General features: G+C 58.3%; 25 protein-coding genes and 1 riboswitch. Of the genes, 8 read left to right on the top strand and 17 right to left on the bottom strand.

Going from position 1 to position 19,648, the window contains the following annotated elements:
- Positions 1-11: 11 nt before the first annotated feature.
- Positions 12-518 carry a heme-degrading domain-containing protein gene (locus F8B91_RS03445; RefSeq protein WP_196502312.1) on the bottom strand — a complete coding sequence of 169 codons (507 nt, stop codon included), beginning with the start codon at positions 516-518 and terminating at the stop codon, positions 12-14.
- A gap of 153 nt (positions 519-671) precedes the next feature.
- Between F8B91_RS03445 and F8B91_RS03440 the strand changes: the two genes are divergently transcribed.
- A complete protein-coding gene (locus tag F8B91_RS03440; protein WP_196502311.1) occupies positions 672-1,505 on the top strand; it encodes a hypothetical protein in 834 nt (277 codons plus the stop codon).
- Between the two features lie 60 nt (positions 1,506-1,565).
- On the opposite strand, the gene F8B91_RS03435 is transcribed toward F8B91_RS03440, so the two are convergent.
- Positions 1,566-1,970, bottom strand: coding sequence for a winged helix-turn-helix transcriptional regulator (locus tag F8B91_RS03435; protein WP_196502310.1), 405 nt, complete (start codon positions 1,968-1,970; stop codon positions 1,566-1,568).
- 117 nt (positions 1,971-2,087) lie between these two features.
- On the opposite strand from F8B91_RS03435, the gene F8B91_RS03430 reads away from it, so the two are divergent.
- Positions 2,088-2,972: an NmrA family NAD(P)-binding protein gene (locus F8B91_RS03430; RefSeq protein WP_196502309.1), complete on the top strand. Its 885-nt coding sequence runs from the start codon at positions 2,088-2,090 to the stop codon at positions 2,970-2,972.
- Between the two features lie 47 nt (positions 2,973-3,019).
- Here F8B91_RS03430 and soxR read toward each other — a convergent pair whose 3' ends face one another.
- Positions 3,020-3,463, bottom strand: a complete 444-nt coding sequence (soxR, locus tag F8B91_RS03425; protein WP_210324321.1) for a redox-sensitive transcriptional activator SoxR — start codon at positions 3,461-3,463, stop codon at positions 3,020-3,022.
- A 72-nt stretch (positions 3,464-3,535) separates the two neighbouring features.
- Here soxR and F8B91_RS03420 point away from each other — a divergent pair, with 72 nt between their 5' ends.
- Positions 3,536-3,937 carry a hypothetical protein gene (locus F8B91_RS03420; protein ID WP_196502308.1) on the top strand — a complete coding sequence of 134 codons (402 nt, stop codon included), beginning with the start codon at positions 3,536-3,538 and terminating at the stop codon, positions 3,935-3,937.
- A gap of 50 nt (positions 3,938-3,987) precedes the next feature.
- Here the strand turns inward: F8B91_RS03420 and ilvC are convergent, their stop codons facing one another.
- The 10 genes from ilvC to F8B91_RS03370 form a co-directional block, all read right to left on the bottom strand.
- The gene (gene ilvC / locus F8B91_RS03415; RefSeq protein ID WP_196502307.1) at positions 3,988-5,007 is read right to left on the bottom strand and encodes a ketol-acid reductoisomerase; all 1,020 of its coding nucleotides are present in this window, start codon (positions 5,005-5,007) and stop codon (positions 3,988-3,990) included.
- Positions 5,008-5,086: 79 nt separating this feature from the next.
- The gene (gene aroE / locus F8B91_RS03410) at positions 5,087-5,950 is read right to left on the bottom strand and encodes a shikimate dehydrogenase (protein ID WP_196502306.1); all 864 of its coding nucleotides are present in this window, start codon (positions 5,948-5,950) and stop codon (positions 5,087-5,089) included.
- Between the two features lie 47 nt (positions 5,951-5,997).
- On the bottom strand, positions 5,998-7,182 hold the full coding sequence (locus F8B91_RS03405) for an FAD-dependent oxidoreductase (RefSeq protein WP_196502305.1): 1,185 nt from the start codon (positions 7,180-7,182) through the stop codon (positions 5,998-6,000).
- On the bottom strand, positions 7,182-7,805 hold the full coding sequence (locus F8B91_RS03400; RefSeq protein ID WP_246714951.1) for a LysE family translocator: 624 nt from the start codon (positions 7,803-7,805) through the stop codon (positions 7,182-7,184). The genes F8B91_RS03405 and F8B91_RS03400 overlap by 1 nt, the downstream gene beginning before the upstream one ends.
- Positions 7,795-8,532, bottom strand: coding sequence for a pyridoxine 5'-phosphate synthase (locus F8B91_RS03395; RefSeq protein ID WP_196502303.1), 738 nt, complete (start codon positions 8,530-8,532; stop codon positions 7,795-7,797). Before F8B91_RS03395 ends, F8B91_RS03400 begins: the two co-directional genes overlap by 11 nt.
- A gap of 78 nt (positions 8,533-8,610) precedes the next feature.
- The gene (tatC, locus tag F8B91_RS03390) at positions 8,611-9,399 is read right to left on the bottom strand and encodes a twin-arginine translocase subunit TatC (RefSeq protein ID WP_196502302.1); all 789 of its coding nucleotides are present in this window, start codon (positions 9,397-9,399) and stop codon (positions 8,611-8,613) included.
- A complete protein-coding gene (locus F8B91_RS03385; protein ID WP_196502301.1) occupies positions 9,396-9,836 on the bottom strand; it encodes a Sec-independent protein translocase subunit TatA/TatB in 441 nt (146 codons plus the stop codon). The genes tatC and F8B91_RS03385 overlap by 4 nt, the downstream gene beginning before the upstream one ends.
- A 38-nt stretch (positions 9,837-9,874) precedes the next feature.
- The gene (locus F8B91_RS03380; protein WP_196502300.1) at positions 9,875-10,102 is read right to left on the bottom strand and encodes a twin-arginine translocase TatA/TatE family subunit; all 228 of its coding nucleotides are present in this window, start codon (positions 10,100-10,102) and stop codon (positions 9,875-9,877) included.
- A gap of 123 nt (positions 10,103-10,225) precedes the next feature.
- A complete protein-coding gene (locus tag F8B91_RS03375) occupies positions 10,226-11,596 on the bottom strand; it encodes a PleD family two-component system response regulator (protein ID WP_196502299.1) in 1,371 nt (456 codons plus the stop codon).
- A complete protein-coding gene (locus F8B91_RS03370) occupies positions 11,593-11,967 on the bottom strand; it encodes a response regulator (RefSeq protein ID WP_196503874.1) in 375 nt (124 codons plus the stop codon). Before F8B91_RS03370 ends, F8B91_RS03375 begins: the two co-directional genes overlap by 4 nt.
- Before the next feature lie 195 nt (positions 11,968-12,162).
- Between F8B91_RS03370 and F8B91_RS03365 the strand changes: the two genes are divergently transcribed.
- Together F8B91_RS03365 and F8B91_RS03360 are read left to right on the top strand one after the other, a co-directional pair.
- Positions 12,163-12,450, top strand: a complete 288-nt coding sequence (locus tag F8B91_RS03365; protein ID WP_196502298.1) for a DUF3572 domain-containing protein — start codon at positions 12,163-12,165, stop codon at positions 12,448-12,450.
- Positions 12,447-13,721, top strand: coding sequence for a DNA polymerase IV (locus F8B91_RS03360; protein WP_210324320.1), 1,275 nt, complete (start codon positions 12,447-12,449; stop codon positions 13,719-13,721). The genes F8B91_RS03365 and F8B91_RS03360 overlap by 4 nt, the downstream gene beginning before the upstream one ends.
- 7 nt (positions 13,722-13,728) lie before the next feature.
- Here F8B91_RS03360 and F8B91_RS03355 read toward each other — a convergent pair whose 3' ends face one another.
- On the bottom strand, positions 13,729-14,397 hold the full coding sequence (locus F8B91_RS03355) for a hypothetical protein (RefSeq protein WP_210324319.1): 669 nt from the start codon (positions 14,395-14,397) through the stop codon (positions 13,729-13,731).
- A 203-nt stretch (positions 14,398-14,600) separates the two neighbouring features.
- A complete protein-coding gene (locus F8B91_RS03350; protein ID WP_196502296.1) occupies positions 14,601-15,116 on the bottom strand; it encodes an autoinducer binding domain-containing protein in 516 nt (171 codons plus the stop codon).
- 102 nt (positions 15,117-15,218) lie between these two features.
- On the opposite strand from F8B91_RS03350, the gene panC reads away from it, so the two are divergent.
- Positions 15,219-16,061 carry a pantoate--beta-alanine ligase gene (panC, locus tag F8B91_RS03345; RefSeq protein WP_196502295.1) on the top strand — a complete coding sequence of 281 codons (843 nt, stop codon included), beginning with the start codon at positions 15,219-15,221 and terminating at the stop codon, positions 16,059-16,061.
- Positions 16,062-16,071: 10 nt separating this feature from the next.
- Here the strand turns inward: panC and F8B91_RS03340 are convergent, their stop codons facing one another.
- The gene (locus tag F8B91_RS03340; protein ID WP_196502294.1) at positions 16,072-16,491 is read right to left on the bottom strand and encodes a DUF1489 family protein; all 420 of its coding nucleotides are present in this window, start codon (positions 16,489-16,491) and stop codon (positions 16,072-16,074) included.
- Positions 16,492-16,569: 78 nt separating this feature from the next.
- Here F8B91_RS03340 and F8B91_RS03335 point away from each other — a divergent pair, with 78 nt between their 5' ends.
- Positions 16,570-16,773, top strand: coding sequence for a dodecin family protein (locus F8B91_RS03335; protein WP_196502293.1), 204 nt, complete (start codon positions 16,570-16,572; stop codon positions 16,771-16,773).
- 61 nt (positions 16,774-16,834) lie between these two features.
- Here the strand turns inward: F8B91_RS03335 and F8B91_RS03330 are convergent, their stop codons facing one another.
- Positions 16,835-18,223 (bottom strand): SPOR domain-containing protein, encoded by a 1,389-nt coding sequence (locus tag F8B91_RS03330; RefSeq protein WP_196502292.1) that lies wholly within the window; start codon positions 18,221-18,223, stop codon positions 16,835-16,837.
- Between the two features lie 119 nt (positions 18,224-18,342).
- Positions 18,343-18,556, top strand: a riboswitch (cobalamin riboswitch).
- A 41-nt stretch (positions 18,557-18,597) separates the two neighbouring features.
- Here F8B91_RS03330 and cobW point away from each other — a divergent pair.
- The gene (gene cobW / locus F8B91_RS03325) at positions 18,598-19,644 is read left to right on the top strand and encodes a cobalamin biosynthesis protein CobW (RefSeq protein WP_196502291.1); all 1,047 of its coding nucleotides are present in this window, start codon (positions 18,598-18,600) and stop codon (positions 19,642-19,644) included.
- Positions 19,645-19,648: the final 4 nt, after the last annotated feature.

Raw genomic sequence — 19,648 nt, 5'->3', positions numbered from 1 at the left:
TCCGCTTTCCATCAATCCGCCGCGCCGGGGCCGAGGACCAGGGAGGCATGGTCTTTCTTCAGATAGAGACAAAGCTGTTCAACAACGAAACCATGGTCATTGCGCTGCGGAACACCGGACACGGTGATGGCGCCGATCACCCCAGCCCCTTCGACATGAATCGGAAAGCCGCCGCCATGATACGCATAGTCCAGGATGTCGAGCGCGCGCGCTTGCGCAAATGGCCTGCCATCTTTCTCCACTTCGCGGTTGATGCGGTAAGAGCTTTTTTGGAAGCGCTGCACACTGTTCACCTTGCGGCGCACCCATTCGGAATTGTCGGCTGTTGTGCCAGGCAGCGCTGCGAAGAAAAGCTGGCGGTCAGCAATACGAATGTCGATCACCAGAGGCAGCTTCTGCTTGGCTGCAGCCTCGCGCATTTGCTGCCCCAGCGCCCAAGCATCGGCCTCGTTGAATGAAGCAAAGCGCAGGGCTTTTTCCTGTTCCTCGATCTTCACAATATCGTCGGTGAGTGACATACGTGGTTCCAATATGTACAAGTGTTAATTCCGTCGCCGCCTTTTAAACATCTTTTCCAAAGATTAGAATGGCCGCAATGGGGCGCGAATCCTTCGCAACCACATAACCATAGTCCGCATCATGCAGGGCTTGTTACATAGAGGGAACTGAAAATGTCCAACAATCTGCGCGTTCTGGGGATCGCAGCTTTCATGGCAATCTCGGCCAGCGCCTTCCTTCCGGGTCAGGCTTCTGCCCTGTCGATGGCCGAATGCAGCGTGAAGTTCAAAGCTGCCAAGGCGGCTGATCCAAATACGCCGGCCTGGAATGATTTCCGCAAAGCCCAGTGCGGCACAGATGCAGCGGCCACCGCAGCCCCGGCAACAACACCGGTTGTCGCCAAGACCAAAGCCAAGCCGGCCACCGCAGCCGTCGCCACGCCGACACCTTCGGGCAGCTTCATGGCCGATTGCTCTGCCAACTGGAAAGCCATGGGTGCTGCTGGCACGCGCCCGGCCGGTATGAAGTGGAAGGACTACATTTCCGCCAAGTGCCCTGCTCCTGCTGCAGCTGCCGCTTCGACCGCAACTGATGCGCCGAAAATGTCGATGGCCCAGTGCTCGGCTGCCTGGAAAGCCGCCAAGGCTGCCAATACGGTTCCTGCGGGCATGACCTGGAACAACTTCCGCAGCGCAGGCTGCACGGTCACCGCGGCTGCCACTGCGCCAGCTGCTACCACTGCCAAGCCGTCGAAGACCGTCTCTCTGTCTCCGCCGGAACCAACCGCCGTTGACAATTCTCCGATCCCGACCGTGGACAAGAATGGCAAGGCGCTGAGCCCCGGCCAGATTGCTGCCATCAAGCGCATCAAGCAGTGCGGCGCGATGTGGCAACAGGCCAAAGCTTCCAACAAGCTTCCCGCCACCATCCTGGCGCTGGATACCAAGAGCCGCTGGCCGCAATATTGGTCGATGTGCAACAAGCAGCTCAAGGCCAAAGGCATGTAAATAAGGGCATGTAAGCCCTGCAACCATTCAACAGAAAGGCCCTCGTTTGAGGGCCTTTTTTTATGGCGTGGCGTGATCGTAGGTAAGGCGCGCCGAACGGATGGCGTCATGGTTCTGGGCCGACCATTGCGCCAGTGCGGAAAGTGCGCCCTGCAAGGATTGCCCCATCGGCGTGAGCGCATATTCCACTTGCGGTGGCGTGGCCGGGATGACCTTGCGTGAGATGAAACCATCGCGCTGCAGATTGCGCAAAGTCTCGGTCAGCATGCGTTGCGAAATGTCTTCAATCGCACGGCGCAACACGCCGAAGCGGCGCGGGCCGTGATCGAGCTCACGCACGATGAGCGCACTCCACTTGTCGCCCACCCGGTCCAGCACATCGCGCACCGGGCATGACGCCGTCACTTCAGCCGACTGCCGGTTGGCCCTGCGGGCGGGAATGAGATTGGTTTCTGCCAATTCCATAGGGTGGTTCCTTCCATGTTACCTGGAGCGGAAAAACTGCCGTCTTGCGCATTCCAGAGTGAAGTCTAAATGAATGTTACTCTCAAATAGAGACTATAAACAGAACGGAGACCATCCATGTCAACCTATTTCATTTCAGGCGCCGGCGGCCAGCTGGGCCGTGCCGTGATCAACCACCTTCTCACCACCTTCAAGGTACAGCCCAAGGACATCATCGCCGGCACCCGTGACATCGCCAAGCTGGATGACTTGAAGGCCAAGGGCGTGCAGGTTCGCGCCGCGGATTTTGAAGATGAAGCCGGCCTCGCCAAGGCTCTCGCAGGCGCGAGCCATTTCCTGATCATCAGCACCAATGCGCTCGGCACCGGCCAGCGCGAGAAGCAGCATCTGGTGGCTGTTGCTGCCGCTGAAAAGGCAGGCGTGGGCCATGTGATCTATACGTCGATGCCGAAGCCCGAAACCTCGGCCGTGACGTTTGCACCTGATCATCTGCACACCGAACAGGCCATCGCGGCCTCGAAGATCCCAGCCTGGACCATCCTGCGCAACAACTGGTATTTCGAAAACCTGTTCATGGGCTTGCCGATGGCATTGAAGTCCGGCACGCAATATACCTCTGCGGGCAACGGCAAAATCGGCCAGATCGGGCGCGATGATCTCGCACTCGCCGCCGCCAATGCCTTGGTCAACGCAAAACCGGCCAAGACCACCTACACGCTGTCCGGCACCAAGGCCTACACCACTGAAGAAATCGCCGCCCTCGTCTCAAAGGCCACCGGCAAGCCGCTCGCTGTCGTGCAGGTTCCGGTTGAAGGCCTGATTCAGGGCATGACCAGCCACGGCGTTCCCGAAGGTATGGCCAAGATGATCGCATCGTTTGATGTGAATACCGCCCAAGGTGGCCTGGAAGGTGATGCCAAGGATTTCACCGCACTGACCGGCAAACAGCCCGGCAGTTTCGAAGACTGGCTGAAGAACAACGCAGCCGCCTTCACCGCCTGATCCACGCACAATGTTTTGGGAGCCCCGGAAACGGGGCTCTTTTTGTTTTATGATTTGAGCAACAGCCGTGGCCCGCTGCCCTTTTGCGCCAGCCGGTCTTCGCGGTTTCGCAGCGGGCATTTTTCCATCGAGAGACAGCCGCAGCCGATGCAATCCTCCAGCCGGTCTTTCATCCGCGTCAAATCGGCAATGCGCGCCGCAAGTTTGACGTTCCAGCTGCTGGCCACCAGATGCCATTCTTCCGGCGTGGGGTTGCGATCACGCGGCAAAGTGGACAAGGCCTCGCCGATCTCCGCCAGCGAAATGCCAAGCCCCTGCGCGAAATGGATGAGCGCGATGCGCCGCAATATGCCCTGCCCATAGCGCCGCTGGTTACCGGAGGTGCGGATACCACCGATCAAATCCTTGGTTTCGTAAAAGCGCAGAGCCGAAACGCTGACGCCGCTGCGGGCCGAAACTTCACCGATTGTCAGAAATTTGAAGATCGCCAAAATAACCTCTTGACCTCAAGTTAACTTGAGGTTCTAGACCCGCCCCACTGAAACCTCAATGGGAGATACAAAATGGACTTAACCTTTAAAATTATGCTCTTTCTGCATCTCGTGGCTTTGGCTGTCGGCACCACCGCCACCGTAGCCATGCCGCTGATCGGCCGCCAGATGGCTGGGCAACCCGCGGCCCGGCCGGCGCTGGGTGCGATTGCCGGACAGATCCAGATTTTCTCGCGCGGTGCGTTCGCCGTGCTGGTGCTCAGCGGCATCGCCATGCTGTGGTTGCGCTTTGGCGGCGATCCTTCAGCACTCGGCATGTGGTTCAGCCTCAAGATGGCTCTGGTCGCACTGATCTTCGCCATCATGGTTCTGATGGCCGTGGCCCCCGGCCGCATCAGCCCGCAGATTTTGGGATTGGTGATGAAGCTCGCACTGCTCGGCACCGTGGCCTGCGCGGTCCAGACTTTCTCATAAACAAAAAGGGCCGCATAAAGCGGCCCTTTCATTTGGCTCGTGAGCCGGAACTAGTTACGGGCGCGGTCGACCAGCTTGCCCTTGGCAATCCACGGCATCATTTCGCGCAGCTTGGCGCCGACGGCTTCGATCTGATGCTCGTCATTGCCGCGGCGGATGGCCTTGAAGCGGGCAGCACCCGACTTCCATTCCTGCATCCACTCGGAAGTGAACTTGCCGGTCTGAATGTCCTTCAGCACGCGCTTCATTTCCTGCTTGGTTTCAGAGGTGATGATGCGCGGGCCGGAAACATATTCGCCCCATTCGGCAGTGTTGGAGATCGAGTAGTTCATGTTGGCGATGCCGCCTTCATAAATGAGATCGACGATCAGCTTCACTTCATGCAGGCATTCGAAATATGCCATCTCAGGCGCATAGCCGGCTTCCACCAGCGTTTCAAAGCCAGCGCGGATCAGCTCAACGAGGCCGCCGCAGAGAACGACTTGCTCGCCGAACAAATCGGTTTCGCATTCTTCACGGAAATTGGTTTCGATGACGCCAGAACGGCCGCCGCCCACGCCGCAGGCGTAAGACAGCGCGAGATCATGGGCATTGCCCGAGGCATCGTTATGAACGGCGATCAGGCACGGCACGCCGCCACCCTTCTGGTATTCGCCGCGCACCGTGTGGCCAGGGCCCTTCGGCGCGATCATCACAACGTCGATGGTCTTCTTCGGCTCGATCAAGCCGAAATGCACGTTGAGGCCGTGGGCAAAAGCAATGGCAGCACCATCACGGATGTTCGGGGCGATTTCGTTGCGGTAGATGTCAGCCTGGAGTTCGTCCGGCGTGGCCATCATGAGGAGGTCGCCCCACTTGGCGGCTTCAGCAACCGACATGACCTTCAGGCCGTCAGCTTCCACTTTCTTGGCGGTGGGCGAGCCGGGCTTCAAAGCCACGGCCAATTCCTTGGCACCTGAATCCTTCAGGTTCAGCGCATGGGCGCGCCCCTGGCTGCCGTAACCGACGATGACGACCTTCTTGCCCTTGATCAGATTGACGTCTGCATCCCGGTCATAAAAAACGCGCATGGAAAATCCCTCTTGTTCTGGTTGGCCGGGGGATTAGCGGCTGGTGGAAATTAAGGCAAGCGGCTTGAAAGCAGAGGGCTTATGCCTTGGGCGTGAGCCCGAAAATCTCCTCCAGCGCACCCCGCATGACCCGGGCATCCACTTCCACGCCGGTCCAGTACTGCACACCCAGCACCCCTTGGTTGACCAGCATGCCCAATCCATCCAGCGTGCGGCAGCCCTGCGCCCGCGCACCGCGGATGAACAGCGTCTCCGGCGGGTTATGGATGCCGTCAGCCACAACCATATCGGGCTGGATGCTCCGCATGTCCACATCCAGCCGCCCATCCACATCGGGGAACAGGCCAATCGAAGTCGCGTTGATCAGGATATCAGTGCCGGGCGGCACATTGAACGTTGAATCCCAGGAGTGATATTCGGCGGCTGTGCCAGTCTTGCTGTTCAGCGTGCTGACCAGAGGTGCCGCGCGTTCCTTGCTGCGGTTGACTACCAGAATTTGTGCGGCACCCGCCAACGCCATTTCCACCGCCACGGCGCGCGCTGCGCCACCGGCCCCAAACAGCACCACGCGCTTGCCGGATGGATCAATCGCCTCGCGCATCGCTTTGACAAAGCCACGCCCATCAGTGTTCTCGCCCATGAGCTTATCGCCCCGCCTCACAATGGTGTTGACCGCACCAATGATCTCAGCGGATGTGCCCAGCCCATCCAGATGATCAATCACCGCCACCTTATGCGGGATCGAGCAATTGAAGCCCACCCAATTCATCGCGCGTGCGCCCTTCACGGCGTCACCCAGCTTCTCCGGCGGCACTTCGCAATTGAGGTAGCGGAAATCCAGCTTGTGATGGCGGTAGGCCGCTTCGACCATCGCCACCGTCGGGTTCTCAGCGGCTGGAAAAGCGAAGGAACCGGTGATCTGACTGAGAAAATTCTGGGCCATGGCGCGTCCTGCAAAAATGTCAGAAATTTCTACGGTGGCGCGCGCCTTCACACAAGCGGTTTAAGCCCCAGCCGCCCCGACACCAAAGTGGCCAGGAAACGCTGGGCCGGCGGCAGGCGGCTGAGATGCGCCACCACTCTGTCCCGCACGAAAGGCAGCAGCAGCGAGTCCGATTGATAGAACGGCGTGAACATGAAGGACATCGCCTGGAAAAGCCGCACATGCCAGCGCCGCGCCGCCGCATAGGCTGCGACTGCTTCAGGGATGGTTTGGTGCGTGGCAAGCGCCTGCGTCAGAGCATGGCAATCCAGCAATGCCATATTCGCACCCTGCCCCAATTGCGGGCTGGTGGAATGCGCACTGTCGCCGACAAAAACCAATCCTGTCCCAAAGGGCAGCGGCAGCGTTCGGTGCTCATATCGCGCCAGTGTCATCTGGTTTTCGCTTTTGATGCTGGCCAGCAAGGGCACGGTTTCGGGCCAGAGCTGAAGTACATCTTCCTTCCACCGCTCTAATCCGCGCTCACGCCAGGCCTCGTAGTCCTGATGCTTGAGGCTCCAGAAAAATGCAGCTTGCGCCTCCTCGCCTTCACGCATGCGTCCAATAGGCAGCACGCCGCACATTTGCGAAGCGTTCCGGTAGCGCTGCTCCAAGGCATGCGGATCGAAGCCGTCAGCTTGCCAAGGCAGGCTGGCCCAGATCGCACCGTAAGCCAGTGCTCGCCGCGATTGCGGCGCCGAAGCCAGGGGCAGCAGCAGCGAGCGCGATCCCATCGCATCAATCACCAGATCAAACGGGCCTTGCCTGTCGCCGCTTTCAAAATGCAGTTGACCCTTTTCCAGCCCAACAATCTTCCGGTTGGTGACAGGTATGATGCCTGCGGCCAGCACCGCATCATGCAGCACGTTGAACAGCCCCGCGCGGTGCACGGCAAGCCCGCGCGCGTCGCCCAGAGCGGCATAGCGCACATCCAGCACCGTACGGCCGGCTGCCGTTCCATGCAGCCGGTCAATGCGGGCACCCAAAGCCCGCATCCGAACGCCAAGACCCAGCCAATCCAGTACCGCCAAGCCCGTGGGCTGCAGGATCAGGCCGGAACCTACGGGTTTGGCCTCATCGAATTGTTCGAAGATTGTGATCGTATGCCCGGCACGGCCCAACGCCAATGCACAAGCCAGCCCCGCCGGCCCTGCGCCGCAAATGGCGATAGAGAGTCTGGGGGAGCCTGGCATCAGCCCCTGATGGCGCCCCACAGCAATTTAATGCCGAGCACACCGAGGAACGCGCCGGTGAACCGGTCAATCCAGGCTTTGGCCTTGAGGTAGAAACTGCGCACCGGCCCTGCCCCGAAAAACAGGGCCACCAGCGAATACCACCAGACTTCATTGAGCGAGACCATGGCGATCAGCGCCACCGCCATCCAGGCCGGAACTTGCGCCGGCAGCATGGCCACAAAGATCGAGCCGAAAAACACCACCACCTTGGGATTGCTGATCTGCACCAGAAACCCCTTGAGGAACGGGCTGCCACCCGTGTCTTGGCCCTCACCCATGTCCAGCGGTTCGGCCGCGTGGATGAAAATCTTGTAGGCGATCCACAGCAGGAACAGCGCACCGAAAATCTTCATCGCCACCAGCAGTGGCGGAAAGGCATGGAACAGCACATTGAGTCCCAGCAATGCAGCGGAGGACCAGATCACCGTGCCCGCGCCCAAACCCAGCGCAATCTTCACACCATCCAGACGGCTTTTGGACACAGCGGTGCGCGCCGTAATCAAGAAGGATGGGCCAGGGCTGATGACGGCCAGCATCTGCACCAGACCAATGCTGATCAGCGTCCATAAGCTAGAGGTCATTGATGGCCCTCCGGAATTGTTTGACGGTTTCGCCAAGACCGAACTGCAGCGCATCCGCAATGATGGCGTGGCCGATGGACACTTCCTTGAGATTGGGCAACGCAGCGACCAGAGGCGGCAGGTTCTCCCGCGTCAAATCATGCCCGGCATTCACTTCAATGCCAGCCTTCGCAGCGGCCCGCCCGGTTGCAACCACCTTGTCAAACTCGCGTTTGACCTTGGGCCAAACAGCACCGCCATAAGGACCGGTATAAATCTCGATGCGATCGGCACCCACCGCTTTGGCCATGGCGGGTTGCGCAGGATCAGGATCAATGAAGATCGCCACCCGCATACCGCCCCTCTTGAGGCGGTTCACAACGCGGCGAAGGAGTTTCTCATTCTCGCCAATGTTCCAGCCGTGATCCGAAGTGCTCTGCCCCGGAATATCCGGCACCAGCGTCACCTGGTCAGGCTGGTTCGCTTCCACCAGTTTGAGGAAACGCTCATTGGGATAGCCTTCGATATTGTATTCGCGGCCCGGAAATTCCTTGCGCAGCAAATCACGCAGCGCTGGCACATCAGTCCGTCGCACATGCCGCTCATCGGGCCTGGGATGCACAGTGAGGCCCACTGCACCCGCCTTCAATGCAATGCGCCCCAGATCGACAAGATCCGGCCACGGCACATCGCGCCGGTTACGCAGATAGGCAATTGCGTTCACGTTGACGGAGAGTTTGCAGGCCATGGATTGTTTCTAGCGCGCGCGCCTGCACTTGTGAACAGCCAGAAGGCCGCGAAGACAAGTGGTACAAATGAGGCCAGATTATTCGGTGGTGGTGATGTCCGTGGATTTCGAGGCGCGGCGGCGTTCCATGAAGCCCACCGTGATCACCGCCACTTCATAAAGCGCAAACAGCGGCACGATCATCGAGATCATCGAAATCGGATCGGGCGGCGTGATCACACCAGCCAGAATGGCAACGCCCACCAGTGCAAAGCGCCTGCCTTTTTTCAGCTGGTCTTGCTTCACAATGCCGAGCTGGCCCAGCAGCGTGAGAATGACGGGCAGCTGGAAGGTGACACCAAATGCCAGGATCAGCGTCATCACGAAATCGAGATAGGATTCAATATCCGGCATCAGCTGGATGCCCGCACTGGTGCTGTCACCCGTTGACGCGGCCAGCGCAAAGAAGAAGCGGATGGCAACAGGCAGCAGCATGAAATAGACGAGGGCTGCGCCCATCACGAAGAAGATCGGGGTTGCAAACAGATAAGGGAAAAGCGCCTGGCGCTCATGCTTGTAGAGGCCGGGCGCCACGAATCTGTAAACCTGCGTGGCAATCCACGGGAAAGCCACAAACAGCCCACCGAAAATCGCGATCTTCAGTTTCACCAGGAACACACCCAGAAGCTTGATCGAGATCAGCGCCACATCCTGCCCCGTGCCCTTCTTGAATGGCAGGATCAGCAGATGCAGGATTTCACTGGAGAAATAAAAGGCCACAAAGAAGGCCACGAAAAACGCAACGACGCTGTAGATCAGCCGCTGCCGCAACTCCACCAGATGGTCGAGCAGCGGAGCTTCGGACGCATCGATATCAGCCTGGCTCATTCGCGCACGCCATCATCAAGCCCCCGGCCCTGAACGCGGGTTTCGCCCGTGCCATCTCCGAAATAGCGTGAGAAGTCATTGCCGCTATGGAATGCTGGCGTGGAAGAAGCGGCAGCCGCAATAGCAGTCGAAGAGGCCGAAGCGGATGGCGAAGACATGGCCGACGATGCTGCGCTGGAAGCCAAGGTCTGCATCGGTGCTACGGCAGCAGAAATGCCGGTACGCAGCGATTTGAGATCCTGCTGAACGCCGTCCATCCCGGCATCCTTCATGGCCACATCAACCTGGCCCTGGAAGTCGCGCGCCATGCCGCGCATCTTGTTCATGAACTGGCCGAAACGGCGCAGCACAGTCGGCAGATCCTTGGGCCCGATGGCAATGATTGCCAGGACCACGATCACCAGAATGTGCGATGTGCTAAGACCGAAATCAAACATGGGACATCAGGGAGGCAAAGCCTCCCCTCAAAACTGCATCAGCTCTTGGCTTTGGCTTTGGCGGCGGCCTTGGGAGCCACCTCTTCGACCGTGGCTTCCAGGGTCTTGTCGGACTCGGTGTCGTCGCCGTCAGCCATGCCCTTCTTGAAGCTCTTGATGCCCTTGGCCACATCACCCATCAGATCTGAAACCTTGCCCTTGCCGCCAAACAGCAGAAGAACCACGGCAATGATGATGACCCAATGCCAAAGTGAAAGTGAACCCATAATCTCAAACTCCCGAAAACGAATGTCAGAACTTACTATAGTGAGCGTTGCGGGCCTTTTAAAGGCCAAATCATGCGGACGTCAAAGGGGATAAACCGCCCTGAAAAATGGCACTGATTTGGCTTAGGCTGCCAGCGTCACGCGGTTGCGGCCGTCACGCTTGGCAGCATAGAGCGCCTCGTCGGCCCGTTTCAGGATATCAGCCGGCGTATCGTCAAAGCCCACCAGGGTAGACACCCCGATGGAAACAGTGACTGGGATCATCTTCCCGCCGCCAATATCAAACGGGCCATTGGCCACCGCAAGACGCAAGCGCTCGCCAATCTGGCGGGCCACCGGCAGATCGGTGCCCGGCAGAACCACCACGAATTCCTCGCCACCGACGCGGCAGCACAGGTCAGCCCCGCGCGTCATCCTTGTCATGCGTGAGGCAAGTTCGCGCAACACGGCATCGCCGGCATCATGGCCATAGGTGTCATTGACCGCTTTGAAGTGATCGGCATCGACCGCCAGCACGCTGAGAACCTTGCCGCGATTGGCATAATGATCCACCAGATTGCCCATATGGGTTTCGAGATAGCGGCGGTTGTAAAGCCCGGTCAGGCCATCAGTGATGGCCATTTCCATCGAAGCTTTCACACTGCCGCGCAATTGCTCGGTATAGCGCCAGCGTTTAATTTGCGTGGCGGCGCGGGCCAGCAATTCCTGCTTGTCCACCGGGCGCATCAGATAGTCATTCACGCCCATATCAAGCGCGCGCAAAAGGTTTTTCTGGTCGATCGGATCAACGATCACCAGAATAGGTGTTTGTCGCATGGCATCCTGCGAGCGGATTTGCGAGACCAGCCGCAGGCCATCAAAACCTTCAGCCCCCAGGCTGACGATGATCAGCTCAAACGGCGTGGCGGCATGCTCGATCGCCGCCATGGTGGAAGGAAGATCGATGGCCACTGCAAGCTTGTGTTCGCCGGACATGACCGCCTGCATGCGTTCCACCGCCTGGGCACGCGGCTCAACCAGCAACACATGGCCATTGCTGGCATTGGGCAGTGCCGCCGGCTTGGTGATTTGGCCAACTGTGCCGTTATTCACGTCAGCACGCTCACGCAATTCGTCGGTGAGCATTTTCAGCCGGACTAGCGATTTTACGCGGCTGAACAGCGAGATGTCATTGACCGGCTTGGTCAGGAAATCATCGGCCCCCGCCCGCAGGCCCTTCAGCCGGTCTTCCGGTTGGTCAAGGGCTGTCACCATCACCACCGGAATATGAGCGGTAGCGTTGTTGGCCTTCAGGCGTTTGCAAACTTCGATCCCGTCAATGCCGGGCATCATCACATCGAGCAAAACGATATCGGGCTTTGTGCGCTGAACGGCATCCAGTGCATCCACGCCATTCATGGCGGTGACCACTTCAAAATACTCAGCCGTCAGCTTGGCTTCCAGAAGCCGCACGTTGGCAGCAATGTCGTCGACGACGAGGACGCGTGCGGTCATGATGCCTTCTTCAGAAAACTATCAATGGTAGCCAGGAAACTCATCACCGAAATGGGTTTGGAAATATAGGCCTCGCAGCCGCCTTCGCGGATCTTCTGTTCATCGCCCTTCATGGCGAAAGCGGTGACGGCAATCACCGGAATTTTCCGCAGGTCATCATCTTCCTTCAGCCACTTGGTCACTTCGATGCCGGACACTTCCGGCAACTGGATATCCATCAGGATCAAATCAGGCATGTGCTTGCGGGCCAGATCAAGCGCTGAAAGCCCATCACGCGTCTGCAGCACGCCATAGCCGTGAGCTTCCAGAAGATCGTTGAAAAGCTTCATGTTCAACTCGTTGTCTTCGACAACCAGAACGGTTTTCTTCATCGCACCCGAGTTCCCGGCAGGAAATGGCTTGACCACACCAGCAATCAAATCATTTCCCATCGACTATAGCCCCTGCTTGAGCTGAAAATTGTTACAATAATTGCCACGGTCAGCTTGCCCCTGCATGGACACAATCGCCATTCCCCGTAACCAATTGTTTAACTAGAATGCCTGTGGGACAGCGGTGGTTAACACATGATGAAGATTGCAAATTCCGGAAAAAGCGAAGCACTTGAAAGCCTTGTGGCCAGCCTCATTGCCTTCATGACGCAGGATGAAGACCGCTTCGCCCGCTTTGTCGGTCTCACGGGCCTAACACTGGATGACCTGCGTTCGCGCCTGTCTGATCCTGCCTTTCAGGCCATGGTTCTCGACCAGACTTTGGAGGATGAAAGCTGGGTCGTTGAATTCGCCGCCGCCCAAGACATGCCGCCCGATACGCTGCTGAAAGCCCGGCGCAGATTGCCCGGCGCCGAGTTTTGACGGAAAGCGCCACCAACTCCGGTTTCTGCCGCGACTGCTTCACCAGTGTTGCCGCGCATGATGCGCGCTGCCCGGCCTGCAAGAGCCCCCGCCTGCTGCGCCACACAGAACTGTTTGACCTTTCGATTGCCCATATCGACTGCGACGCCTTCTATGCCGCCGTTGAAAAACGCGACAATCCAGAATTGCGCGACAAGCCTGTCATCGTAGGCGGCGGGACCCGCGGCGTGGTCTCCACCGCCTGCTATATTGCCCGCATCCATGGGGTGAAATCCGCCATGCCAATGTTCAAAGCACTGAAACTCTGCCCCGATGCCGTGGTGGTGAAACCGCGCATGGCCAAATATGTCGAGGTCGGCAAGCAAGTGCGCGAGTTGATGCTGGGCCTCACCCCTATGGTGCAACCGGTCTCGATCGATGAAGCTTTCCTCGATCTCACCGGCACCACCAGGCTGCATGGCGCGCCGCCGGCTTTGTCATTGGCGCGGCTGGCACGGCGCATCGAAGATGAAATCGGTGTGACAGTGTCAGTCGGACTGTCACACAACAAGTTTTTGGCTAAGATGGCATCTGATCTTCAAAAGCCGCGCGGCTTCTCGGTGGTGGGCGCTGCTGAGATGAAAGCATTCCTTGCCACAAAGCCAGTTGGCAATATCTGGGGCGTGGGGGCGGCCATGCAGGCCAGCCTGGCCAAACGTGGCATCACTTTGATCAGCCAGTTGCAAACCATGGAAAAGATCGACCTGATGCGCGACTTCGGCAGCATGGGGGCCAGGCTTTATCATCTCAGCCGCGGCGAGGATTTCCGCGAGGTGGATACGCACGAGGTCGAAAAATCCATCAGCGCCGAAACCACCTTCAATGAAGACATTGCCGACTATGAGGCACTGGAAGCCAAGCTGTGGGACCTGTGCCAGCGCGTGTCGCGCCGCGCCAAGAAATCAGGCCATGCTGGCAAGACCATCACCTTGAAGCTGAAGACCAAGGACTTTGTGAGCCGCACCCGCGCGCGCTCTGTGGCTGATGCCACCAACCTGGCGCATGTGTTGTTTGATGCGGGAAAGCAATTGCTACGCAAGGAAACCGGCCACGAGAAGTTTCGCCTGATCGGCATCGGCATATCGCGCCTTGAGGAAGTTGATGGCGCACCAGACAATGAACTGGACAGCCACCGCCAGCAATTGACCAAGGCCGAAAAAGCCATCGACAAGATCCGCGAGAAATTCGGCAATGCGGCCGTGGACCGCGGCATCCACTACAAAGACAAGTGAAAGTCCCTCAGCGCTGAGTGTAGTTTCCCCGCGCGATCAGTCCAAAATGCTTGGCCATCGCGTCGATCTGGCGATCATTGCCACCCTGCCGAACATTGTACTTTTTCAGGCTCGTCCGCGAAGCGCCGCGCCATTCAACCACTCTATTTGCCATTTCGAGTTTGACATATTCGCTCTTGGCAAAGTGCCCCATCCAGGCCAGCCACACATCATCAGCACTTGGCGCAAGCGATGTGAAAAGTTCTGCATCGATCACACGCGGATCAAGCGCATGCGGTGCATAAAGCACGCCCCCTACTCCAGTCGGGAAAAGCACATTGTTGCCGAAACTCTTCGCCTGATAATCCCAGCTTGCGTAGGGAGCGATATTGCCGCCCACAATTTTCATCCCATGCGCCCGGTAGCAAATGATCTGCCGCTTGGGTGGGCTGCAGGCTGTAACAAGCCCTTCCAGCCAGTTCGCCGGATAATAGGCATCATCATCTGCGGTGGCAATATAGGCTTGAGGAAAGGCCAGCAGAGCCGGAATGATTTTCTTGTACGAGCCCCAGTCCGGTGCAAGGCGCACTTCAAATCCGCGCGTGCCGATGAGGGCCCTCACCTTTTGCGGCAGGCGTTTTTCATCTTCCGCCGTGACCCACAGGATAATCCGGTCTGGTTGCACCGTCTGCGTCAAAAGGCATTTCAGAGTGTAAATCACGGTCGAAAGACGCGGCGCATACGAGGTCAGCGATACAACCAACTCGCTGCCTAAATCGCATGTCTTTCTGGCAGGCGGATTCCTCCAGCGCGCCTCCAACTCCCTGACAACGGCGTTCTGCAGAAGGAAATAAGAGATCTGGCCCCGGGCCTTCCAATAAATTTGGCTGCCGGGGATGTTCACGCCGAAAGCTTGAACACGCTGTCGCCCTTTTCCACCTGCGCCACCAGGGGCCGCATGCGCTCATCAAATTCGCGCGCGAAGGGTTGGAACCGTTTGACCAGTGCGCCGCGCATCTTGGCCCATTCGCTTTCGCTCGATGCCGTATTCACCGAGAAGATGATTTTGTCTTCACCTGGTGCTGGCAGCGGCATCGAAATACCGAATTTAGTGATGCCGTATCGGTTGGCAATATGGTCCACCGCTTGCGCCACATGATCGACCTTGAACCATTCAGCCCAATCCACCAGCTTGTTATCCATCACGCTGTTGATCACCGGATCGCTCAGCGGGGTAAAATTGCTCATATAGTGCTGCATGTAATGCGGATCATAAGTGGCCACCCAGATCACTTGATCCGGCGCACCCTCGCTGTATTGCAGATACCAGTAAGAGAGATGGCTCACGCCTTCTTCAGTGGCCGCGCGCGTCAGGAAACTAGTGGCTTCTTCAATGCTGCGGAATGGGCGGGACATCAGGCAAACTCGTTATGATCGTACTGATTCATCATAGCCGATGCAGGATCAAATAATAAGAGCTAAGCTTATGCGTAAACGGGGACAACGGATTAAGGTCGAATGCCAATCGTTACGGTGAGGGATGTGGATGGATTGCGCAGCACGGTTGCAGGCTGGCGCGCCAAAGGGTTGAAAACCGCAATTGTACCGACCATGGGCGCCCTGCATGAGGGCCACCTGAAACTGGTCCGTCGCGGCTTTGATCTGGCCGACAAGGTGGTGACCTCGATCTTCGTGAACCCCAAGCAATTCGCCGCCAATGAAGACCTGAGCCGCTATCCGCGCGACGAGGAAGGCGACTTGAAGAAGCTGAAATCCGAAGGCGTGGATCTGGTCTATGCGCCAGCGCCAGAGGAAGTTTATCCCGATGGCTTTGCCACCAACATCCATATGCAAGGCCCCGCCTCTGCCGGATTGGAAGACAAATTCCGCCCGCAATTTTTTGATGGTGTGGCAACCGTGGTGGCCAAGCTGTTCACGGCATCTACAGCCGACTATGCGATTTTCGGCGAGAAGGATTATCAGCAGCTGATGGTCGTCACCCGCATGGCGCGTGACCTCAATTTGCCCACCCAAGTGATCGGCGTTGAAACCGAGCGCGAGGAAGACGGCCTCGCCATGTCGTCACGCAATGCCTATTTGTCGAAACACGAACGCCAGCAGGCTGTTTCCTTGCATCGCAATCTGACGCAGGCTGCGGAGAAAATCCGCGGCGGCGCCAAGCCGCAAACCGCGACGCAAAGCGCCACGCGTTCGCTGGAAACTTTGGGCTTCAAAGTGGATTATTTTACCGCACGCAATGCCGAAACCTTGGCGCTGGTGCAAGGTGCGAATGAACCCATCCGCCTGCTCGTTGCCGCCTGGCTGGGCAAGACCAGATTGATCGATAACATCGCCGTGTGATGTGAGAACGCTACAGCAGCCCCAGCTCCGCCAGCTCGCGCCGCATCTTTTCGCTCAGATCCGCACCGCCGCCGGAACCCTTCTTCATGTCGGGCGGCGCATCGCTGGCTTCCAGATAGCGCCAGCCCTGAAAGGCGCGGCGCGGCACCGGATGCACCAACACGACCTTCTTGTTCATCAGGATGCGGCAGCGATCGATCCCGTCAGCGCCGGTGGTTTTCTCAAAACCCACAATCTGCTGGCGGCACAATATCATGCCGCGGATCACCCAATAGAGTGAACCGCCGGGCAATATGTCCGCCTCGCGGCGTGGCCACATGCGCGTCACATGCATGCTGGTCTCGCGGTCGGCATATTTCTGCTTGATCCAGTCCTTCAGGTCCTGAACTTCATCAACGCCGACACAGAGTTTCACCAGGTTCAAAGTCATGCCATAGTGAACTAGCGAAAATGCCCCGGCGGATAAAGCCGTGAGCGGCAGCTTTCCGCAACTGAATGAGGTTTCCACATGTCCACCGTCGCAAAAGTCATCGAAATCACCTCCGCCTCCACCAAAAGCATTGAAGATGCGGTGGAAACCGGCATTGCCAAGGCAGATTCCACCCTTGACCATGTGGAAGGCGCCTGGGTTCAGGACATCAAATGCGTGGTGAAGAACGGCAAGGTGGCGGAATGGCGCGTCAACATGAAGGTCACTTTCCTGCTGAAGTAACCCAATAAAAAAGCGCGCAAGCCAGAAGCTTGCGCGCCTTCAATAAGATAGTTCGAAATTGTTACGAGCTGGCCTTGGCCACGTAGCAGGCAACGCCGCCGGCCTTGATCTTCAGGCAGGCCTTCATCGCTGCGGTCTGATTGTCATAGCCACCCATGCGCACACGGTAGAACGTGCCGCGCGCACCCAGATCAGCCTTGATCACCGAAGCATTCTCGCCGGCCAGAACGGCATGCGAGCCTTGCATCTTTTTCCAGCTGCTCCAGGCGGCATCTTCGCTGTTGGCGGAAGAAATCTGCACCACCCAGCCTGACATGACTGACGTGCTGGCAACATCTGGAGCCTGGCCGGTGCTCGCGGTGGCAATCGGATCGCTATCGGTAATGGCATTCGCATCATCTGAGGCAGGTTGAATTACCGCAACCTGCGCTGCCTTCTGCGTTGCCTGCTTGATCACCGGCTTGGCTTCCGCCACTTGCGCCTGCGCCGCAGCCTTGGCAGCAACGGCAGGAATGTTCGGGACTTGCGCCACCTCCACCCGGCCGAACTTGGCGGGCTTTGGCTCAAGGCTGGAATAGGAACCTTCATCGGCAGCCATATCAGCAATCTGGTCAGCAGCCGTCGAGGCATCATCATTGTTCGCCTGGGTCGCTTCGGCCAGCATCTGCGTAGGCGGTTCCACCGCCTGCGGCATGGCCTTCATGGCCACATTGGTCTGGTTGACTGGGCTGGTCAGGCTGCCCGTCAAAATCGGATCAGCAGCGGCATCGTCAAGCTCGGCCACATCGGAATAGGCCTTCATCTTTTCCTGGGCGGGAGCAAATTTCGGATCGGCTTGCAGCGCGGCCTTCAGGAACTTCTTGGCTTCAATCGGACGCTTCAGGGCTTCATAGGCCTGGGCCTCGCCGAAATAGACCACGGCTGGCTGCGGATGGTTGTTCTTGATCGCGCGCTCATAGTCCGAGATCGAGAATAGATATTGCCCGCTGTCACGCAACGCATTGGCGCGCGCCAGATAGGATTGCGAGAAATTGGCATCGATCAGCAGCGAGCTGGTGTAGTCTTCAATCGCCAGAACCGGGCTCTTCACCCGTTCCTGCGCGAGACCGCGATTGTAAAGCGCGCGGGCCCTAATGTCAGTGGGCATGGCATCCAGATTGAGAGCTGCAGTGTAATCTTCCACTGCCTTGCTATCCTGCCCCAGCTTCTGGAACGCCAGAGCCCGGTTGAGATAGGCATTGGCCAGGGCTTCAGGCCCCAGCTGCTGCGATGAAATCGCCTGGCTGAACTGCTCCACCGATTGGGTGGCATTGCCTGCGGAAAGCGCCTGATAGGCCGAAGCCGTCAAAGCATCTGCAGAACCGGCAGCGAAAGAGGAACCGGCACTTGCGCCCACCGCTGCAAGAAAAACCGAACACACCAACGCCAGAGAAACGCGACTTACCTTCATGATCAACGGAGTGTGGACCCTTACGGTTAAGACTCCGTTGCCGAACCGTCAGATTATAGTGAAGAAAGCCTTAAAAACTGGGCTTGTTTTGGCACAGCTTGACTCAGCTGTCCCCGCTTGCCAAACCGCACCCATCCGGTGCCCCAAGGATGACCATTCACGGGGCTTCAAAGGGAATTTGGTGCGGCTGACCCAATCCGGGAGCCAAGGCCAGAACTGCCCCCGCAACTGTGAGCGGCGAGGACCAGGCATCAACACCACTGGGAAACCGGGAAGGTTGTCTGGATCCAGCGACCCGCGAGTCAGGAGACCTGCCGGATCAGCGTGGAAACGCTGCCGATCAACCAATGGCTTCACGGAGGGTGAACACTGCCATGACTGATACGACTTCGACCGAGAAGATTCCCGCTACCGTCATCACCGGTTTTCTGGGCGCCGGCAAAACCACTTTGATCCGCAACCTGTTGCAGAATGCCGGCGGCCGCAAGATCGCCCTCATCGTCAACGAGTTCGGCGATGTGGGTGTGGATGGCGACATCCTGAAAGCCTGCGGCAGCGATGCCTGCGCGGAAGATGACATTATCGAACTGGCCAATGGCTGCATCTGCTGCACCGTGGCTGATGAATTCATCCCGACGATGGAAAAGCTGCTGGCCCGCACAAGGCCAGATCACATCATCATCGAAACCTCGGGTCTCGCTCTGCCACAGCCGCTGGTGCGCGCTTTCAATTGGCCCGAAATCAAATCACGCGTCACGGTGGATGGCGTGGTCACCATGGTGGACGGCAAGGCACTCTCCGAAGGCCGCTTCGCTGATGACGAAGAAGCCATCGCCAAGGCCCGCGCTGAAGACCCGAACCTGGAACACGAAAACCCCATCTGGGAATTGTTCGAAGACCAGCTGAACTGCGCTGATCTGGTGATCCTCAACAAGACAGATCTTCTCGACGCACAGGCGCTGGGCGCAGTGTCGGACGAGCTGAAGGGCCAGATCCGCAAGGGCACAAAGCTCGTCAACACCACGCAAGGCGTGATTGATGCTGCCGTGCTGCTGGGCGTGAAAGCTGACGCCGCGGTTGATCTGCACAACCGCCTGTCTCACCACGAGATGGAAGGCGAGGAACAGCACGACCATGATGATTTCGTAACCTTCATCGTGGATATGCCGCAGGGCCTCGACCAGAAGGCGCTCACCGCGCGCATCGCCAGCACCATCGCAGCGCATGACATTCTGCGCCTCAAAGGCTTCGCTGCCGTTCCGGGCTCGGATGCGCGCCTGCTCATCCAGGCCGTCGGACCCCGCCTCAATTCCTATTTTGACCGCCCCTGGGCGAATGGCGAAACCCGCCAGACCCGCCTGGTGGTGATCGGCGAAAAAACCATGGACCAAAAGGCGATCGAGCAGAGCCTGCGCGGATAGGCCG

The organism is Aestuariivirga litoralis (genome assembly GCF_015714715.1).
GTDB lineage: Bacteria > Pseudomonadota > Alphaproteobacteria > Rhizobiales > Aestuariivirgaceae > Aestuariivirga > Aestuariivirga litoralis_A.
The sequence above is the reverse complement of the archived record's forward strand: the minus strand, read 5'-3'. Positions and strand labels throughout refer to the sequence as shown.

Coding starts and splice junctions, on each gene's coding strand:
- F8B91_RS03375 (WP_196502299.1), bottom strand. CDS start 11,596: ATGACCGCACGCGTCCTCGTCGTCGACGACATTGCTGCCAACGTGCGG.
- aroE (WP_196502306.1), bottom strand. CDS start 5,950: ATGGCCCAGAATTTTCTCAGTCAGATCACCGGTTCCTTCGCTTTTCCA.
- F8B91_RS03405 (WP_196502305.1), bottom strand. CDS start 7,182: ATGCCAGGCTCCCCCAGACTCTCTATCGCCATTTGCGGCGCAGGGCCG.
- F8B91_RS03445 (WP_196502312.1), bottom strand. CDS start 518: ATGTCACTCACCGACGATATTGTGAAGATCGAGGAACAGGAAAAAGCC.
- F8B91_RS03395 (WP_196502303.1), bottom strand. CDS start 8,532: ATGGCCTGCAAACTCTCCGTCAACGTGAACGCAATTGCCTATCTGCGT.
- F8B91_RS03330 (WP_196502292.1), bottom strand. CDS start 18,223: ATGAAGGTAAGTCGCGTTTCTCTGGCGTTGGTGTGTTCGGTTTTTCTT.
- F8B91_RS03335 (WP_196502293.1), top strand. CDS start 16,570: ATGTCCACCGTCGCAAAAGTCATCGAAATCACCTCCGCCTCCACCAAA.
- tatC (WP_196502302.1), bottom strand. CDS start 9,399: ATGAGCCAGGCTGATATCGATGCGTCCGAAGCTCCGCTGCTCGACCAT.
- panC (WP_196502295.1), top strand. CDS start 15,219: ATGCCAATCGTTACGGTGAGGGATGTGGATGGATTGCGCAGCACGGTT.
- F8B91_RS03420 (WP_196502308.1), top strand. CDS start 3,536: ATGGACTTAACCTTTAAAATTATGCTCTTTCTGCATCTCGTGGCTTTG.
- cobW (WP_196502291.1), top strand. CDS start 18,598: ATGACTGATACGACTTCGACCGAGAAGATTCCCGCTACCGTCATCACC.
- F8B91_RS03350 (WP_196502296.1), bottom strand. CDS start 15,116: ATGTCCCGCCCATTCCGCAGCATTGAAGAAGCCACTAGTTTCCTGACG.
- F8B91_RS03435 (WP_196502310.1), bottom strand. CDS start 1,970: ATGGAATTGGCAGAAACCAATCTCATTCCCGCCCGCAGGGCCAACCGG.
- F8B91_RS03430 (WP_196502309.1), top strand. CDS start 2,088: ATGTCAACCTATTTCATTTCAGGCGCCGGCGGCCAGCTGGGCCGTGCC.
- F8B91_RS03385 (WP_196502301.1), bottom strand. CDS start 9,836: ATGTTTGATTTCGGTCTTAGCACATCGCACATTCTGGTGATCGTGGTC.
- F8B91_RS03340 (WP_196502294.1), bottom strand. CDS start 16,491: ATGACTTTGAACCTGGTGAAACTCTGTGTCGGCGTTGATGAAGTTCAG.
- F8B91_RS03370 (WP_196503874.1), bottom strand. CDS start 11,967: ATGAAGAAAACCGTTCTGGTTGTCGAAGACAACGAGTTGAACATGAAG.
- F8B91_RS03380 (WP_196502300.1), bottom strand. CDS start 10,102: ATGGGTTCACTTTCACTTTGGCATTGGGTCATCATCATTGCCGTGGTT.
- F8B91_RS03365 (WP_196502298.1), top strand. CDS start 12,163: ATGATGAAGATTGCAAATTCCGGAAAAAGCGAAGCACTTGAAAGCCTT.
- F8B91_RS03400 (WP_246714951.1), bottom strand. CDS start 7,805: ATGACCTCTAGCTTATGGACGCTGATCAGCATTGGTCTGGTGCAGATG.
- ilvC (WP_196502307.1), bottom strand. CDS start 5,007: ATGCGCGTTTTTTATGACCGGGATGCAGACGTCAATCTGATCAAGGGC.
- F8B91_RS03440 (WP_196502311.1), top strand. CDS start 672: ATGTCCAACAATCTGCGCGTTCTGGGGATCGCAGCTTTCATGGCAATC.